Here is a 17,276-nt window from a genome sequence, read left to right on the forward strand (position 1 = left end):
GCCCCGAGTCGACTCTTCCCGTGCCGACTCGGGGCGGTTCTGTGTCTTCTGGTTTCTGTCTGCCCGAGGGCCTGCGGTCTCAGGCTCCGGTCAGCACCAGCCAGAGCAGGGCGCCGTTGAGGGCGATGAGCAGGACGGATGCGATGATGCCGGCCGCCGTCGTCCACGCGCGGTTCGCCCAGACGCCGAGCGTGCGGCGCTGAGCCGTGAGCGCGATGAGCGGGATCAGGGCGAAGGGGATGCCGAACGAGAGCACGACCTGGCTGAGCACGAGGGCGAGCGTCGGATCGAAGCCGATGCCGAGGATCACGAGAGCGGGGATCAGAGTCACGAGCCGACGCGCGAGCAGCGGGATGCGCACGTGCAGCAGTCCGTGCATGATCTCGGCTCCCGCGTAGGCGCCCACCGACGTCGAGGCGAGCCCGGAGGCCAGGAGCCCGACCGCGAAGAACGTTGCGACGACAGGGCCGAGCCCGGCGGCCAGCGCAGCGTGCGCGCCTTCGAGGGAGTCGGTGCCCTCGACGCCGGCGAGGTTCGCGGCGGCGAGCAGCAGGATGCCGAGGTTGACCGTTCCCGCGATCACCATGGCGATCGATACGTCCCAGCGGGTCGCCGTGAGCAGACGCCGGATGCGCGAGGTGTCGGTGCGGACGGCCTCCGTCGACGCATCGGTCGTCGTCGAGCCGAAGCGGTCCCGAGTGAGCGACGAGTGCGCGTAGATCGCATGGGGCATGATCGTGGCCCCGAGGATGGATGCGGCGAGGAGCACCGATCCGGTGTCCTCGAAGCGGGGCATGAGGCCGCCGACGATGCTCGAGGCGTCGGGCGGGGCGACGAAGAGGCCCGCGATGAAACCCACGGTGATGATCACCATGAGCGCGATGATCACGAACTCGAAGGGGCGGGGCCCTCGGCGGCTCTGCACCGCCAGCAGGATCATCGACACTGCCCCCGTGATGACCCCGCCGAGCAGCAGCGGGATGTCGAACAGCAGGTAGAGCGCCACTGCACCGCCGATGACCTCGGCCAGATCGGTCGCCATCGCGACGAGCTCGGCCTGCAGCCAGTACGCGCGTCGGGCCCACGGGTTCTTCAGTCGTGTTCCCAGCACTTCGGGGAGGCTCTGCCCGGTGACGACTCCGAGCTTGGCCGACAGGTATTGGATCAGCCAGGCCATGATGTTGCCGGCGACCACGACCCATACCAGCAGGTATCCGTACTGGGCGCCCGCGGTCATGTTGCTCGCGACGTTGCCCGGATCGAGGTAGGCGACTCCGGCGACGAGCGCGGGTCCGAGAAGCCACAGGCTGCGGGGCGCAGTTGCGCGAGCGGTCGGCGCCGACGCCTCGAGCGCGGAATTTTTAGGCATGCCGAAATCGTAGCGGATTTTTAGGCATGCCGAAATATGTGGTGAGGTGTGCGGCGGATAGCCTGGCGGAATGGAAGAGCAGGCGCCCGCGGATGCGGCGGAGACAGGCGGATCGTCGACGCAGCCCGGCTACGGGGTAGGGCCTTGGCCCGGCGGCGAAGCGGAATGGCCGCAGGGTGAGCAGTACGACTCGGAGCTGTTGGCCGTCGGCGACACGCGCAACGTGATCGATCGCTACCGCTACTGGCGGATGGATGCGATCGTCGCCGACCTCGACACCCAGCGGCATCCGTTCCACGTGGCCATCGAGAACTGGCAGCACGACATGAACATCGGCTCGATCGTGCGCAGCGCGAACGCGTTCCTCGCCGACACCGTGCACATCATCGGGCGTCGCCGCTGGAACAAGCGGGGTGCGATGGTCACCGACCGCTACCAGCACGTCGTGCACCACGAAGACGTCGAGACCTTCGCCGCCTGGGCCGCGGCAGAGGGGCTGCCGATCATCGCGGTCGACAACGTCGAGGGTGCGGTGCCCGTCGACCGCGCCGACCTGCCGCAGAGTTGCGTGCTGCTGTTCGGTCAGGAGGGGCCGGGCCTGTCGGACGCCGCGCTCGCCGCAGCATCCGCCCACATCGAGATCACGCAGTACGGCTCGACGCGATCGATCAACGCCAGTGCGGCCGCCGCCGTGATCATGTACGAGTGGTGCCGGAGATACGCCGACTGACGACTCCGGTCCTCCGGGCCGAGGTCAGTCCCTGTCGATACCGAACGTGTTCCGGTAGAGGGCGGTGACGTCGCGGTCGAGAGCGCGGATCTCGCCGAGCACCTCGTTGCCGAGACCGCCGATCTCCGCCTTGACGACGTGGACGAAAAGCGTCGACACGACCGTGATCATGCCGAACATCGAGGCGGCGAAGACGCCGATCAGCACCCACACCTGAGGCTCTTTCATGGTCAGCATCCTCCGATTCTCGACCGACTCGGATGAGAATGCCATGGCTGGGATGCCTCGATTCGCGAGATTCCGGCATGCGTTGACAACTCCTGCTGCCCGGTATCGGTGCAGGAGGGCTCGTGGCGTCAGGCGCCCGCCGTGACCCAGCGCCCGGAGCGCACTCGCCACCCGAGGGTGCCGAGCCGTGCGAGCAGGTAGACCCCGAAGAACGCGACGGAGAGCCAGATGAGACCGGCCGACGCGTCGACGCCCGTCGCGGCGATGATCCAGAGCGCCGGCAGGAACGGCACGAGGTTCAGCCCACCCGCGATCGCGAGATAGCGCGCGTCGTTCGCCCCCATCAGCACCCCGTCGAGCACGAAGACGACACCCGCGATCGGCTGCGCGACAGCGAGGATGAGGAGCGCCGGCTGCACGAGTGCGGCGATCGACGGATCGCCCGTGAACACGATGCCGAGCACACCCGAGAGCGCCGCGATGAGAGCGCCGACCAGGACGCCGAACCACACTCCCCAGGCGACCGTGCGTCTGAGCACGCGATGCACCTGCCGTTCGTCGCCCGCGCCGAGCTCCTTGCCGATCAGCGCCTGGGCTGCGATCGCGAGGGCATCGAGAGCGAATGCGGCCGCCGAGAAGATGGTGAACACGATCTGCCACCCGGCGAGCTCCTCGGTGCCGATGCCCGTGGCGACGGCGACGGTCGCCAGCAGCGCGGCTCGCAGGCTCACGGTGCGCAGGAACAGCCAGCCACTCGAACGGGCAGTGCTGCCCATGCCGGCTCGCTGCACCGTCAGCGACGCGTCGTGCTTCGCCGCGAGGCGCCGGATCACCAGCACGTAGGCGCCGACCATGCCCCACTGGGCGACGACCGTGCCGGCTGCGGATCCGGCGATGCCCCAGCCCAGGCCGTAGATGAACACCACATTGAGCAGCGCGTTGGAGGCGAAGCCGATTCCGGCGATCCACAGGGGCGTCATGGTGTCCTGCATCCCGCGCAGCAGTCCGGTCGCGGCGAACACGATGAGCATCGCCGGGAGCCCCCACATCGAGACGACCAGATAGGCGTTGGCGTCGGCGGACACGGCGTCGCTCGCGCCGAACAGCGACACGAGCCACGGAGACGCCACGGCCCCGGCCGCGGCGAGCACGGCCCCGATCGCCAGCGCCAGCCACATGCCGTTGATGCCGACCGAGATGGCCTCTCCGGGCCTGCCGGCGCCGAACAGTCTGGCGACGGCCGGAGTGGTCGAGTAGGCGAGGAAGACCATGAGCCCGACGATCGTCTGCAGCACCGCACCCGCGATGCCGAGGCCCGCGAGCGGCGTCGTGCCGAGGTGGCCGACCAGAGCTGCATCGACGATGAGGAACGCCGGCTCTGCGATCAGGGCGCCGAGAGCGGGAACGGCGAGGCGCAGGATCTCGCGGTTGAGAGTGCGCTCGGTCATCCTCCGAGCCTATGGGCTGGGGCCGACAGGGCCTCCGACGCCCCTCCGGTCGTACCCTGGAAGCATCGGATGCGACGGAGGCGCCCATGACGGATCCACGAGAAGCTGCGGCGAGGTACCGCGCGCGGCAGCGGAACGGCGGCGAGGGCGAGGATGACGCCGAATCCGGCACGGCGCCCGGCATCGCGGCGGCCACAGATCGAGCGGCCTTCATCGAGACGGCGATCCAGGTCGCGATCCGCCGCGGCGACTTCGACGATCTTCCCGGTGCGGGCAAGCCCCTCGAGGGCCTCGGCACGCATCATGATCCCGACTGGTGGATCCGCCGCAAGATCGAGCAGGAGAACCTGACGGGTCTCGGCCCACCCGCGATCCTGCTGCGGACCGAGGACCGAGAGCTCGACGACCAGCTCGACCTGCTCGGACGAGAGGCCGACGTGCGCTCGGTGCTCGAGGACTTCAACCGGCGTGTGCTCGAGGCCCGACGTCAGCTGCAGGGCGGCCCTCCCGTCGTGACGAGTCCTCGCGACATCGACGCCGAGGTCGCCGCGTGGGCGCAACGCCGTGCAGCCCGGTTCGCGGCACGGGCGCCGGAGTCCCCCGAGCAGCCGCGACGACGCCGCTTCGGCATCCGCCGCAGGGACTGAGCGTCCGGACGCCGTCTCTCGCACTCCCGCCCGAATGTCGGAGCGACGCCTAGGCTGGTCGGCATGACCGACGTGCTTTCTTCTGGCCTTGAGACCTCCGAGTTCAGCTCCGACATCCGCCCGCAGGACGACCTGTACCGCCATGTCAACGGTGCGTGGCTCGCCCGCACCGAGATCCCCGGCGACAAGGCGCGCTGGGGCTCGTTCCATCTGCTCGCGGAGCAGGCGGAAAAAGACGTCAGGGCGATCATCGAGGAGTCGCAGGATGCCGAGCCGGGCACTCTCGCCCGCAAGATCGGCGACCTGTTCGCGAGCTTCATGGACACCGAGCGCATCGCCGCGGCCGGCGTCACGCCGCTCGCCGAGACGCTCGCCGAGATCGAGGCGATCGACGACATCCCCGCGTTCCTGCGCACGGTCGGCACCTACGACCGCGACGGTCGGGCGCACCTGATCGGGTTCTACGTCGACGGCGACCCCGGAAATCCCGAGCGGTACCTGCCCGTGATCGTGCAGTCCGGTCTGTCGCTGCCCGACGAGAGCTACTTCAGACTCGACACCTTCACCGAGACGCGGGCGGCCTACCGCGCGCACCTCGAGCGGCTGCTCGCGCTCGCCGGGATCGCGGATGCCGCGGGCACCGCCGACCGCTCCATCGCCCTCGAGACCGAGCTCGCCGGCCACCACTGGGACAACGTGCGCAGCCGCGACGCCGTCGCCACCTACAACCTCAAGTCGTGGGCCGAGATCCAGGAGCTCGCGGGTGTCGATCTCGAGCCGTGGCGCGATGCCGTCGCGCCGGCCCGCCCCGAAGCCTTCGCCGAGGTCGTCGTCTCGCAGCCGAGCTTCCTCGAAGGGCTCGGCTCGCTGCTCACCGCCGAGCGCCTCGACGACTGGAAGGCGTGGCTGCGTGCGCAGGTCGCGCACGCGGCGGCTCCGTACCTGACCGACGACTTCGTGCAGGAGAACTTCTCGTTCTACGGCACCGAGCTCACCGGCGTGCCCTCGATCCGCGAGCGCTGGAAGCGCGGCGTATCTGTGACCGAGGGTGCGCTGAGCGAGGCGATCGGCAAGGTGTACGTCGAGCGGCACTACCCGCCGACGGCGAAGGCGGCGATGGACGAGCTCGTCGCGAACCTCATCGAGGCCTACCGGCAGAGCATCACCGACCTCGAGTGGATGACCGCCGAGACCCGTGAGCGCGCGCTCGCGAAGCTCGACTCGTTCACTCCGAAGATCGGTCACCCCACCGTCTGGCGCGACTACTCGAGCCTCGAGATCGACCGCTCCGACCTGTTCGGCAACGTGCGGCGCGCCGCGATCTTCGAGCACGACCGCAACGTCGCGAAGGTCGGCAAGCCGATCGACCGGGACGAGTGGCACATGCCGCCGCAGATGGTCAACGCCTACTACAACCCCTCGATGAACGAGATCGTGTTCCCGGCGGCGATCCTGCAGTACCCGTTCTTCGATGCATCGCGTGACTCGGCCGCCAACTACGGCGGGATCGGCGCGGTCATCGGCCATGAGATCGGTCACGGCTTCGACGACCAGGGCAGCCGCTACGACGGCGACGGCAAGCTCGAGGACTGGTGGACGGACGCGGATCGCACCGCGTTCGAGCAGCGCACCAAGGCCCTGATCGCGCAGTACGACGAACTCGTGCCGGAGGGTCTTGACGCAGAGCACCACGTCAACGGCGCGCTGACGATCGGCGAGAACATCGGAGACCTGGGCGGCCTCGGCATCGCGCTCAAGGCCTACGAGATCTCGCTCGACGGCGCAGAGGCCCCGGTGATCGACGGCTACACGGGCGTGCAGCGCCTGCTGCTGTCGTGGGCGCAGGTCTGGCAGCAGAAGAGCCGCGACGCCGAGACGCTGCGACTGCTCACGATCGACCCGCACTCGCCGAACGAGTTCCGCTGCAACCAGATCGTCCGCAACATCGACGCCTTCTACGAGGCGTTCGACGTCTCCGAATCCGACGCGCTGTGGCTGCCGCAGGACTCGCGAGTGACGATCTGGTGAGTCGTCCCGCCTAGCCGATCAGGCCCCGAGGGTGCCCTGCTGTCTCCTGCATGACGATCTGATGACCGTATACCGGAGTATGTAGGGCATCCTCACTTCACGGGGTTACGATATCCGTGCTGCGGAGGATGGACACCGCAGCATCCCGCCAATCCAACCCCCCTATTAAGGATCACGCGTGGGTGCTTCTGAGCCTGCCGACGGCCCGCCACTGGCCTCGCTGCGCCGCTCTCAGCGGCCCAGCCGACGCTTGCCGCGGCGTGCCGCCACGGGGCGTCGGTCGTTCACCTCGACCCTGCGCGCGCTCGAGCAGCTCGCGGACGCGGGGGCCCAGGTGTCGGTGCATGTCGTCGATCTCGACAACCACACGCACGTCCTCTCGGGTGATGACCATGTGACCATGCCGGTCGCCGGGCTCGGCGTCGTGCCCCTGCTCATCGAGGTGGCGGCCGCGTTCGAGGCGGGCACCCTCGACCCGCTCGAGATCGTCGAGCGCTCCGCCGTCGAGGCGGTGTCGACCTCGGGACTCTGGCGACACCTGCGTGCGCCCGCACTGCCGCTCGAAGACCTCGCCGTGCTCGCAGCGACAGCCGGCGACCCGATCGCGGTCAACGCCCTGCTGCAGCGGGTCGGCCACGATCGCGTGCGTGAGCGCATCGAGGCCCTCGGACTCCGCCGCACGGCTCTTCTCGATCGCTTCCGCGACGAACGTGGCCCCGATGACGCCCCGCAGGTCGCGGTCGGGTCGGCGCGCGAGTTCGCCGGGCTGTTCTCGGCACTCGTCAATTCGCAGGTGGTGGGTGCATCTGTGAGCGCCCAGGTGTCCGAGTGGCTCAGTCTGAATCAGGACCTGAGTCTGGTGGCCTCGTCAACGGGCCTCGACCCCTTCGCTCACGACCATGACGCGCACGGTCTGCTGTTCATCAACAAGACGGGCCGCGATCGCGGTGTGCGGGCAGAGGCCGGCGTGCTCGCCGGTCCCCGCGCAGGTGTCGCCTACTCGCTGATCGTCTGCTTCGACGACCTGTCGATCACCCACCGGCTGCGTGCACACGATGCCTTCCGCGTGCTCGGGGTCGAGCTCATGGAGTACACGCACTGAGGCCAGGCGGGCGTCACCCCGGCAATGACGGGTGCTGCTCTGTCGAACGCTGCCGAGGGATGAACAGCGACAGGACCAGGGCGACGATGCCGGCTGCGATCGCCAGCCAGAAGCACAGATCGAACGCCGCCCGTGTGGGCACCGAGACACCGCCGACGTCGATGCTCATGGCGGCGAGCACCCCGCCCATCACGGCGGAGGCGCTCGACGTGCCGATCGAGCGGAAGAGCGCATTCAGTCCGTTCGATGCGCCCGTCTCGTTCGCGGGCACCGATCGCATGATGATCATCGGCATGGCGGCGAAGGTGAATCCGATGCCGACGCCGATCAGCAGGTTGCCGACGAGGATGTGCCAGACCTCGCTCGACCACAGCAGCACGAACACGTAGGCGAGCACGATCGCGCCGGCGCCGACGGTGAACAGCGGGCGAGGGCCGACGGTGCGCTCGAGCCAGCCCGACAGCGGCGAGATCACCATCATCACCAGGCCCGCCGGCATGATGATGAGTGCGGCCGAGACCATGTCGAGTCCGAAACCGGCACCCGAGGCGGCCGGGCCCTCGAGCAGCTGCGGGAATGTCACGTTCGACGCGAACAGCGCGAAGCCCATGCCGATCGCGGCGATGTTGGTGAACAGCACGGCGGGGCGCGCCGCGACGCGCAGATCGAGCAGCGGATCCGTGGTGCGCAGCTGATACCAGCCCCACACCAGCAGCACGCCGACTCCGCCGACGATGCACGCGAGCGTCAGCGGAGCCGTCCAGCCCCACTCGGCGCCGCGAGAGACGAACAGCAGGATGCCGGTGAGGCCGATCGCGAGTCCGATCGCGCCGATCACGTCGAGGCGTCCGGGGAATCGCAGCACGTCCTCGGGGATCACGAGCAGCACGAGGGCGAGGCCGATGACGCCGAGAGCGGCCGCGAGCCAGAACAGCCAGTGCCAGTCGGCGTTCACTGCGAGCAGGGCGGCCACCGGCATCCCGATCGCGCCGCCCACGCCCATCGTGGCGCTCATCAGGGCGACGGCGGTGCCCAGACGTTCGGGCGGCAGCACGTCGCGCATGATGGCGATGCCCAGCGGGACCACACCGGTCACCGCACCCTGCAGCGCCCGGCCGATGATCACGCCGACGATCGAGCCCGAGAGCGCCGCGATCAGCGACCCGAGGATCAGCAGCCCGAGCAGCACGATCACGACGCGGCGCTTGCCGTACATGTCGCCCAGTCGGCCCGAGATCGGGGTGGCGACCGCGGCGACGAGCAGCGTGATCGTGACGACCCACGTGGTGTCCTCGCGGGATGCGTTCAGCAGTCGAGGAAGCTCGGCCTGCAGCGGCACGACCAGTGTGAACATGAACGACGAGCAGAGCCCGGCGAACGCCAGGACCGCGACGATCGCCCACTTCGGTGATGTTCGGGAGAGTCTTCTGCGCGCGCGATCATCGTTCTCTCCCATCGCTTCAGGCTATCGGCGTCTGAGACACCCGAGGCGCGAGCGCCCGTGCCGTGATCGTCAGCTCACGCCCTTCATCAGCCGCAGCACCGGCTTGACGGCGAAGAGCAGTCCGAGGCCGACCACGATCGCGATGGCGCCGAGGATCGAGAAGTAGGGCACCTCGTTCGTCGGGTCGTAGAACTGCACGAGCCAACCCGAGATCGCCGTGCCCAGCGCGATCGACAGGAAGAACAGGGCGACCATCTGGGTGTGGAACACCTTCGGGGCGAGCTTCGTGGTGACCGACAGACCGACCGGCGAGATCAGCAGCTCGGCGATCGTGAACACCAACAGGATGCCGACGATCGCGATCAACGGGGTGGGGTTGGCGCCACCGCCCGCGAAGGGCAGGAACAGCAGGAATGCCGCGCCCATGATCATCGCGCCCAGTGCGAACTTGACCGGAGTCGAGGGCTGACGGCGGCCGAGGCGGGTCCAGATCGCCGCGAAGACGCCGGAGAGGATGATGATGAACACGGGATTGATCGACTGCACCCACGAGACGGGCATCTCGAATCCGAAGATGTTGCGGTCGAGGCGCTCGTCGGAGTAGACCGTGAGCACGGTGAACTGCTGCTGGTAGAGCGACCAGAAGGCGACGCTCGTGACGAAGAGGGGCAGGAACCCCCAGACGCGCGAACGCTCGGTGCCGTCGATCCGGCGGCTGCTGAGGATGACCGCGAAGTAGGCCGCCGTCGCGACGATCGTTCCGATGATGACGATGGACGCCAGGTTGTCGGCTCTGATCACTCCGATGAGCACCAGCACCGCGATGAGGGCGACCGCTGCGACCGCGATGATCGCGACGAGCGGGTAGCGCGAGGACGGCAGCGGGTTCGGCACGCGTCGTGCCTCGTCCGGCAGCGCCTTGCGGCCGAAGGAGTACTGCACGAGTCCGAGCGTCATGCCGATCGCGGCGAGACCGAACCCGTAGTGGAATCCGAGGGACGACTGCAGGATGCCGGTGAGGATCGGACCCATGAAGGCGCCGAGGTTGATGCCGAGGTAGAACAGCGAGAATCCGGCATCCCGACGGGTGTCGTCTGCGCTGTAGAGGGTGCCGACGACCGAGGTCGCATTCGCCTTCAGGCCGCCCGAGCCGAGCGCGACGAGCACGAGACCCACGCCGACCCCGATGAACCCGGGGAGAAGGGCGAGGGCGATGTGTCCGGCGACGATCACGATCGCGCTGAGGAACAGCACGCGCTCCGAGCCCAGCATCCGATCGGCGATCCACGCGCCGAGGATGGTGGAGAGGTAGACCGACCCGCCGTAGGCACCGACGATCCCGCCCGCGACGGCCTGGGAGAGTCCGAGGCCTCCCTCGGTGACAGAGAAGTACAGGTAGATGAGCAGGATGCCCTGCATGCCGTAAAAGCTGAAACGTTCCCACATCTCGACGCCGAAGATGTGGACGAGCGCCCAGGGCTGCCCGAAGAACCGGGTGTCGGACTTCTCGGCCGTCGTATCGCTGGATGCCATTACTCCACGGTACGCCCGGTCGCGACGTGATTCCCAGCCCACTCGCACGTGTTCGATTCCGATATCTGCGACCGGAGGGGCAGACTGGGGGCGTGCGAACCATTCGTGATCTGGACACCGTTGAACTCATCATCGCCGCGCAGGGCCTGCTCGACTCCATCCGCGGCCCCGAGCGTGTGATCGACGCCGGCACTCTGCGAGCGCTGCAGCAGTCGGGCAACTATGTCGTCGGACTCTTCGACGCCGAGAGCGGCGAAGAGCGGATGGTGGGTGCCTCGATCGCCTTCTTCGGTGCCCCCGGACGCCGCGCGATGCACTCGCACATCACGGCATTGCTGCCCGAGTACCGCGGACGCGGCTGGGGGCGGGAGCTCAAGGAGCACCAGCGCCAGTGGGCGTTCTCGCGCGACGTCGGCCGCATCACCTGGACCTTCGACCCGCTCGTCGCCCGCAACGCGCACTTCTTCCTCACGGTTCTCGGGGCCCGTGTGACCGGGTACTCGGTGAACCGCTACGGCATCTTCGGCGGAGGGGATGCCGGAGACGAGAGCGACCGGCTCGACGTCGAGTGGGCGCTCGCCGACATCGCCAAGTCGCCGGCATCCGATGCGGTCGCGGAGACGCTGGAGATCCCCTCGGACATCGAGACCATGCGCGTCGAGGATCCGGACGCCGCACACGAGTGGCGCATGCGTCTGCGAGCGCAGATGGAGGGTCTGCTGAGCAGCGGCCTGACGCTCTCAGGGTTCGATGTCGAGAAGGGCTACCTCTTCACCGCCTGAGGGGGCGGCCCCGACCCGGCCAGGGTCCTGACGCGAACCGGTCGCGGATAAGATTGACGTGCCCGTGATCACGGGCTTTCCCACAGCCGACCATTGGAGCCACCGTGGCCGAACAGTCCCGTCTCGACAAGGTCATCGCCCTTGCCCGCCACCGCGGGTTCGTCTTCCAGGCGGGTGAGATCTACGGCGGTTCGCGGTCCGCGTGGGACTACGGGCCCCTCGGCACCGAGCTCAAGGAGAACATCCGCCGCCAGTGGTGGCAGACGTTCGTGCGCGGCCGTGGCGACATGGTGGGGCTCGACTCGAGCATCATCCTGCCCAAGCGCGTGTGGGAGGCCTCCGGTCACGTCGCCACCTTCACCGACCCGCTGGTCGAGTGCCTGAGCTGTCACAAGCGCTTCCGTGCCGACAACCTCATCGAGGACTTCGAGGCGCGCAAGGGTCGCAAGGCCGAGAACGGCCTCGCGGACGTGCCGTGCCCCAACTGCGGCACCAAGGGCCAGTACACCGAGCCCAAGTCGTTCTCCGGTCTCGTCAAGACGTACCTGGGTGTCGTCGACGACGAGTCGGGCCTGTACTACCTGCGCCCCGAGACCGCGCAGGGCATCTTCGTGAACTTCTCGAACGTGCTCACCGCCAGCCGCAAGAAGCCGCCGTTCGGCATCGGCCAGGTCGGCAAGGCGTTCCGCAATGAGATCACCCCCGGCAACTTCATCTTCCGCACGCGCGAGTTCGAGCAGATGGAGATCGAGTTCTTCACGCCGCCCGCCGACGCGCAGCAGTGGTTCGAGCACTGGGTCGAGGCTTGCTGGAACTGGTTCATCGACCTGGGCATCGACCCCGAGAACATGCGGCAGTTCGATGTGCCCGAAGACGATCGCGCGCACTACTCCGCCGGCACCATCGACGTCGAGTACAAGTTCGGCTTCGCGGGCAAGGAGTGGGGCGAGCTCATGGGCGTCGCGAACCGCACCGACTACGACCTGTCGAGCCACAGCGAGGCGTCAGGTCAGAGCCTCACCTACTTCGACCAGGCCACGGGCGACCGCTACACGCCGTACGTGATCGAGCCGTCGTTCGGCCTCACGCGCGCCATGATGGCGTTCCTCGTCGACGCGTACCGCGAGGAGGAGGTGCCGAACGCCAAGGGCGGCACCGACGTGCGCACCGTGCTCAAGCTCGACCCCCGTCTCGCACCGGTCAAGGCCGCCGTGCTGCCGCTGAGCCGCAACGAGCGACTGTCGCCGCTCGCGCGCGAGGTCGCCGACACGCTGCGCAGCTCGTGGGCCGTCGACTTCGACGACGCGGGTGCTATCGGTCGCCGGTATCGCCGACAGGACGAGATCGGCACGCCGTTCTGCGTCACGATCGACTTCGACTCGCTCGACGACCGCGCCGTCACCGTGCGCGACCGCGACACGATGGCGCAGGAGCGCGTCTCGATCGACGAGCTGCACGAGTACCTGGCCGAGCGTCTCAAGGGCGCCTGACGCTCGGACGATCCGAACGAGAGGCCCGCTGTCCGAGAGGATGGCGGGCCTCTCTCGTCAGCCGGTGACGGTCAGCTGCACCTGATCAGTGCCGCCCGCCTCGACCCAGGCCAGTGATCGCTCGAGGATGCCGCGGAGCACGTCGAGATCGATCTTCTCGAGATCCTTGATGTAGAGGCATCCGACGCCCGTGGTGTGCGGGCCGAGCTTCTCGAGCGCTTCGGAGTGGGCGTCGACGCCGTCGAACAGGTAGATCGTCGTCGCCGTCTTGCGCGGGGCGAACCCGAGCAGGCCGCTGTCGCCCTCGGTGCCGGTCGGATACCTGTAGTGGCAGCTGCCGAAACCGATGATCGTGCCCCAGGTCTGAGGGTCGCGGCCCGTGATCTCCTGCATGAGGGCGGTCAGCGTCTCGGCATCCCGACGGCGGACCGCCGGAGTGGATCGGGCGATGAGTCCGGCGACGTCATCGCCGGTGGGCTTCATGCCTTCACCTTCGCCGCGGCCTTCATGGCCTTCTTGTGCTCGCGCACCTTGGCCAGCGACTCGGGCGAGACGATGTCCGCGACGCTGCGATACGAGCCCTCGACGCCGTAGTCGCCCGCGGCCTCGCGCCACCCCGCGCCGGTGAACCCGTACTGCTTGCCGAGCAGCGCGAGGAAGATCTTCGCCTTCTGCTCGCCGAAGCCGGGCAGAGCCTTGAGGCGCTTGAGCACCTCGGAGCCCGACGGGTCGCCTTCGGTCCAGAGTGCCGAGGCGTCTCCGCCCCACTGATCGACGAGCTCCTGGCAGAGCGTCTGCACGCGCGCCGCCATCGAGCCGGGGAATCGATGCACGGCCGGGGTCGCTTTGAACGCCTCGAGGAACTCGTCGGGGTCCATGCGGGCGATCGCGGTGGCGTCGGCCGCGCCGGTGCGCTGCTCGATCTTGAGCGGTCCCGCGAACGCCGTCTCCATCGGGACCTGCTGATCGAGCAGCATCCCGACCAGAAGCGCGAGCGGGTTGTTCGTGAGCAGAGCGTCAGCGGCGGTGTCTCCGGTGATGTGAAGGGCCATACCTCCAGTCTGGCACCCCCGATGATGGCAGCGGAGTCAGATGCGCTGCAGCTTCGGGAGCGGACCCTCGAGGCGTGCGATCGACACCCTCACATCGGCGATGTCGGCCTTGAGCTCCGTCTTGACGTCAGCGATCTCCGTCTTGAGCTCGACCCGCAGGTCGGCGATGTCGCCTTTCAGTTCTGTGCGGAGTTCGGCGATGTCGCCTTTCAGTTCTGTGCGGAGTTCGGCGATGTCGCCTTTGAGCTCTGTGCGGAGTTCGGCGATGTCGCCTTTGAGTTCGACCCGGAGATCGGTGATCTGCGTCTCGACATTCGTGAATCTCTCATCGATGCTGTGAAAGCGGGTGTCCAGTGCCTTCGACTGCTTCGCGAGCATCCTCGAGACCCCGCCGAGCACGGTCGCGCTGAAGGCGAAGAGGGCAACGATGATGCTGATCACATCGGGATCCACGAGCATCCTCCCAGTCTGCGCGCGGGGATGGGCTTTGTCATGGTTCGACGATATGAAGCACGGGCGATGCGTGCAGGCGTCCGAGGCGAGATCCCCGGAGCCGGGGGAGAGGTCTCCGCGGAGACTTCTCGTGCAGTGAGGGTGAGTCCCTCAGGCGGTCGCGGCGTCGTCGGCGTCAGAGGCCTGCGCGGGCTCGATCGGCTCGATGCCGTACATCGTCGAGAGCGCGGCGGCGAAGTCGTCTGCGCGTCCGGTGGCGGCGAGTTCGTGCGCGCGCGTGGTCGGCACGTGCAGCAGCACACCGGTCAGGTGGCGGAGGGCCTGCTCGACCTTGCCGTCGTCGTCGCCCCGGGCCCGCGCTCGGGCGATCTCGGACTCGAGCAGCGCGAACATGTGCGACCGCAGCGCGACGACCGATGGGGTGACGCTCTGCCGGCTGCCGACGACGTGGAAGGTGTCGGCTGCTTCGCGCACGACGGTGCGCGCGGCATCCGTCGCCTGCAGCTCCTCGAGCGGTGCGTGCAGGCTGATGGTCTCGAGATCGAGCAGGGCGACGCCCTCGAGGGCGGCGACAGCGGGGTCGACGTTGCGCGGCATGCCGAGGTCGACGACCATCTGGTTGTGGGATGCCACGGGGCAGCCCTCAGGAGCGATGCCGGTCGGCGCCTGCAGGTGCTCGGGAGTGAGCACGGGAGCGGCCGTCGTCGTGCAGGTGATCAGCAGGCTCGATCGCGAGGCGACGCGCGCGTAGTCCTCCGCGGAGACCGCACGGATGCCGTGCTTCGCGGCGAACTTCTCTGCGCGACCCGAGGGCGAGTACACCGAGATGTTGACGGCTCCGCGTTCGCGGAGGGTCGCGAGGGTGACGGCCGCATAGGCGCCGGTGCCGACGAGCAGCACGCGCTCAGTCGACCAGTCGACGATGCGGCTGTCGGCGAGCTCCAGAGCGAGACGCACGAGTGAGCGGCCGGCGCGGCCGAGCGCCGTGACGTTCTTGACCTTGCGCTGCGCCTGGCTGGCCCGCTGGAAGAGGCGTTCGAGTTCGGGGGAGGTGGTGCCCTCCTTGCGCGCGGCCTTCAGTGCTCGGCGCACCTGGCCTGCGATCTCGCCTTCGCCGGAGACGACGGACTCGAGCCCGGAAGCGACGGAGAAGAGGTGCTCTGCAACACGGCGGCCGGAGTGCACCTCGTAGGCGCCGTCGAGTTCGGTGGCGCGGATGCCCGTTGACGCCTCGACGGCCTCGAGCACGGCCTCGACGCCGATCGCACCTGCTGCGGTGACGGGCTCGTCCATCTCGACGTAGGCCTCGAAGCGGTTGCAGGTAGCAAGAACTACCGCACCCTGCACGCAGGACGCCATGTCCACGACCGTGGAGGCGACGTCATCGGGGGTGCGGCTCAGGCGTTCGAGCAATTCGAAGGGGGCGGTCTTGTGACTCGCCGTGACAACCAGCAGCACCGTTCGATTCTACCTGAGGCTTCATGCAGGTCGGCCCAGGGGCGGATGGGAGGATGGAGGCATGGCCCTCTCCGACGCTCCGCTGCTGCGCGCCCTCACCGGCCCCCGACCCGAGCATGCCCCCGTGTGGTTCATGCGACAGGCCGGCCGATCGCTGCCCGAGTACCGCGAGCTGCGGGTCGGAACACGCATGCTCGACGCGTGCCTCACACCTGACCTCGCCGCCGAGATCACTCTGCAGCCGGTGCGACGCCACGGCGTCGACGCCGCGGTGTTCTTCAGCGATATCGTGATTCCGCTGCGCCTGGCCGGCGTGGAGGTCGAGATCGAAGCCGGCCGTGGGCCCGTGTTCGCGAACCCCGTGCGCACCGCGGCCGATGTCGATCGCATCACGGCGATCGATCCTCTCTCGCTCGACGGCACCGCGATCGCCGAGGCCGTGGGCATCGTCACCGCAGAGCTCGGGGACACCCCGCTGATCGGCTTCGCCGGTGCCCCGTTCACGCTGGCCGCCTACCTCGTCGAGGGCGGCCCGTCGAAGGAGCACCTGCGCGCCCGCGCCATGATGCACGCCGACCCCGACTCGTGGAATCGTCTCGCGGGGTGGCTCGCGCAGGTCTCGCGCCGGTTCCTCGAGATCCAGCGCGACGCCGGAGCATCCGTGGTCCAGCTGTTCGACTCGTGGGCGGGCTCACTGAGCACCGCCGACTACCGCGCATTCGTGGCTCCGCACTCGAAGGTCGCGCTCGACGGCATCGGCGTGCCCAGCATCCACTTCGGCGTCGGCACCGGCCCTTTCCTCGATGACATGCGCCTGGGCGGAATCGCCGACGGCGTCGGCGTCGACTGGCGCCTGCCTCTCGACCAGGCCGCGGCGATCCTCGGACCCGACGTCTCCCTGCAGGGCAACATCGACCCGGCGCTGCTCTCGGCGCCGTGGCCGGTTCTCGAGACGCACGTGCGTGACGTGGTCGAGCGAGGGCGCGCGGCCAGAGGCCACATCGTCAATCTCGGACACGGCGTTCCGCCCGAGACGGACCCCGATCAGCTCACCCGCATCGTCGAGCTGGTGCACTCGATCTGACCGCCTGCGCGCCCTACCGCGGCTCCACCGAGCGGTATCTAGCACGAGTGCTATATTGCAAACATGACAGATAGCGCGTCAGACATCTTCGCGGCATTGGCCCATCCGACGCGTCGTCAGATCCTTCAGGACCTCAAGGACGGCGAGCTCGCGGCGGGCGAGATCGCCTCGCGTTTCTCGGCGAGCGGCCCCACCATCTCGCGACACCTGAGCGTGCTTCGGCAGGCGGGCCTCGTCAGCGAGCGCCGCGATGCCAACCGCATCCTGTACTCACTCGTCGGCGAGCGTCTCGCGCTCTCGGTCGGCGACTTCCTCTCGACGGTGTGCCCCGAGCAGATCGTGCTCCGCGAGGTGCGCAAGCGCGGCTCCGGACGCGCCGCCACCGCGGCCGCAGAGGCCTGAGCCGCGCCACCGCGCCAGAGCACGCC

General features: G+C 68.4%; 17 protein-coding genes. 8 read left to right on the forward strand and 9 right to left on the reverse strand.

Annotation, left to right across the window (positions count from 1 at the left end; all coding sequences use genetic code 11):
* Positions 1–79: 79 nt before the first annotated feature.
* The gene (locus ACLKOY_RS12860; protein WP_436453953.1) at positions 80–1,369 is read right to left on the reverse strand and encodes an Nramp family divalent metal transporter; all 1,290 of its coding nucleotides are present in this window, start codon (positions 1,367–1,369) and stop codon (positions 80–82) included.
* Between the two features lie 70 nt (positions 1,370–1,439).
* Between ACLKOY_RS12860 and ACLKOY_RS12865 the strand changes: the two genes are divergently transcribed.
* Positions 1,440–2,099: a TrmH family RNA methyltransferase gene (locus tag ACLKOY_RS12865; RefSeq protein WP_436453954.1), complete on the forward strand. Its 660-nt coding sequence runs from the start codon at positions 1,440–1,442 to the stop codon at positions 2,097–2,099.
* 24 nt (positions 2,100–2,123) lie between these two features.
* Here ACLKOY_RS12865 and ACLKOY_RS12870 read toward each other — a convergent pair whose 3' ends face one another.
* Both ACLKOY_RS12870 and ACLKOY_RS12875 read right to left on the reverse strand, forming a co-directional pair.
* Complete coding sequence (locus ACLKOY_RS12870) at positions 2,124–2,327, reverse strand: hypothetical protein (RefSeq protein ID WP_436453955.1); 204 nt, start codon at positions 2,325–2,327, stop codon at positions 2,124–2,126.
* Positions 2,328–2,455: 128 nt separating this feature from the next.
* Entirely contained in the window at positions 2,456–3,775 is a 1,320-nt protein-coding gene (locus ACLKOY_RS12875) for an MATE family efflux transporter (protein WP_436453956.1), read from the reverse strand.
* Between the two features lie 86 nt (positions 3,776–3,861).
* Between ACLKOY_RS12875 and ACLKOY_RS12880 the strand changes: the two genes are divergently transcribed.
* The 3 genes from ACLKOY_RS12880 (at position 3,862) to ACLKOY_RS12890 (ending at position 7,552) form a co-directional block, all read left to right on the forward strand.
* A complete protein-coding gene (locus ACLKOY_RS12880; RefSeq protein ID WP_436453957.1) occupies positions 3,862–4,422 on the forward strand; it encodes a DUF1992 domain-containing protein in 561 nt (186 codons plus the stop codon).
* Positions 4,423–4,485: 63 nt separating this feature from the next.
* Entirely contained in the window at positions 4,486–6,450 is a 1,965-nt protein-coding gene (locus tag ACLKOY_RS12885; RefSeq protein ID WP_436453958.1) for a M13 family metallopeptidase, read from the forward strand.
* Between the two features lie 178 nt (positions 6,451–6,628).
* Entirely contained in the window at positions 6,629–7,552 is a 924-nt protein-coding gene (locus ACLKOY_RS12890; RefSeq protein ID WP_436453959.1) for a serine hydrolase, read from the forward strand.
* A 13-nt stretch (positions 7,553–7,565) separates the two neighbouring features.
* Here the strand turns inward: ACLKOY_RS12890 and ACLKOY_RS12895 are convergent, their stop codons facing one another.
* Positions 7,566–9,008: an MFS transporter gene (locus tag ACLKOY_RS12895; RefSeq protein ID WP_436453960.1), complete on the reverse strand. Its 1,443-nt coding sequence runs from the start codon at positions 9,006–9,008 to the stop codon at positions 7,566–7,568.
* 57 nt (positions 9,009–9,065) lie between these two features.
* Positions 9,066–10,529, reverse strand: coding sequence for a peptide MFS transporter (locus ACLKOY_RS12900; RefSeq protein WP_436453961.1), 1,464 nt, complete (start codon positions 10,527–10,529; stop codon positions 9,066–9,068).
* A gap of 92 nt (positions 10,530–10,621) precedes the next feature.
* Here ACLKOY_RS12900 and ACLKOY_RS12905 point away from each other — a divergent pair, with 92 nt between their 5' ends.
* Positions 10,622–11,311 carry a GNAT family N-acetyltransferase gene (locus ACLKOY_RS12905; protein WP_363575549.1) on the forward strand — a complete coding sequence of 230 codons (690 nt, stop codon included), beginning with the start codon at positions 10,622–10,624 and terminating at the stop codon, positions 11,309–11,311.
* A 104-nt stretch (positions 11,312–11,415) separates the two neighbouring features.
* Positions 11,416–12,801 (forward strand): glycine--tRNA ligase, encoded by a 1,386-nt coding sequence (locus ACLKOY_RS12910; RefSeq protein ID WP_436453962.1) that lies wholly within the window; start codon positions 11,416–11,418, stop codon positions 12,799–12,801.
* A gap of 57 nt (positions 12,802–12,858) precedes the next feature.
* Here ACLKOY_RS12910 and ACLKOY_RS12915 read toward each other — a convergent pair whose 3' ends face one another.
* The 4 genes from ACLKOY_RS12915 to ACLKOY_RS12930 form a co-directional block, all read right to left on the reverse strand.
* Complete coding sequence (locus ACLKOY_RS12915) at positions 12,859–13,284, reverse strand: DUF1801 domain-containing protein (protein WP_436453963.1); 426 nt, start codon at positions 13,282–13,284, stop codon at positions 12,859–12,861.
* Positions 13,281–13,853, reverse strand: a complete 573-nt coding sequence (locus ACLKOY_RS12920) for an HhH-GPD-type base excision DNA repair protein (RefSeq protein ID WP_436453964.1) — start codon at positions 13,851–13,853, stop codon at positions 13,281–13,283. The genes ACLKOY_RS12915 and ACLKOY_RS12920 overlap by 4 nt, the downstream gene beginning before the upstream one ends.
* A gap of 36 nt (positions 13,854–13,889) precedes the next feature.
* The gene (locus ACLKOY_RS12925) at positions 13,890–14,312 is read right to left on the reverse strand and encodes a hypothetical protein (protein WP_436453965.1); all 423 of its coding nucleotides are present in this window, start codon (positions 14,310–14,312) and stop codon (positions 13,890–13,892) included.
* 144 nt (positions 14,313–14,456) lie between these two features.
* Complete coding sequence (locus ACLKOY_RS12930) at positions 14,457–15,764, reverse strand: glutamyl-tRNA reductase (RefSeq protein WP_436453966.1); 1,308 nt, start codon at positions 15,762–15,764, stop codon at positions 14,457–14,459.
* A 61-nt stretch (positions 15,765–15,825) separates the two neighbouring features.
* Here ACLKOY_RS12930 and hemE point away from each other — a divergent pair, with 61 nt between their 5' ends.
* Positions 15,826–16,848, forward strand: coding sequence for a uroporphyrinogen decarboxylase (gene hemE / locus ACLKOY_RS12935; RefSeq protein WP_436453967.1), 1,023 nt, complete (start codon positions 15,826–15,828; stop codon positions 16,846–16,848).
* 63 nt (positions 16,849–16,911) lie between these two features.
* On the forward strand, positions 16,912–17,250 hold the full coding sequence (locus ACLKOY_RS12940) for a metalloregulator ArsR/SmtB family transcription factor (RefSeq protein WP_436453968.1): 339 nt from the start codon (positions 16,912–16,914) through the stop codon (positions 17,248–17,250).
* The last annotated feature ends 26 nt before the right edge of the window (positions 17,251–17,276 follow it).

It is taken from the genome of Microbacterium sp. K2, from assembly GCF_051365005.1.
Classification (GTDB): domain Bacteria; phylum Actinomycetota; class Actinomycetes; order Actinomycetales; family Microbacteriaceae; genus Microbacterium; species Microbacterium foliorum_B.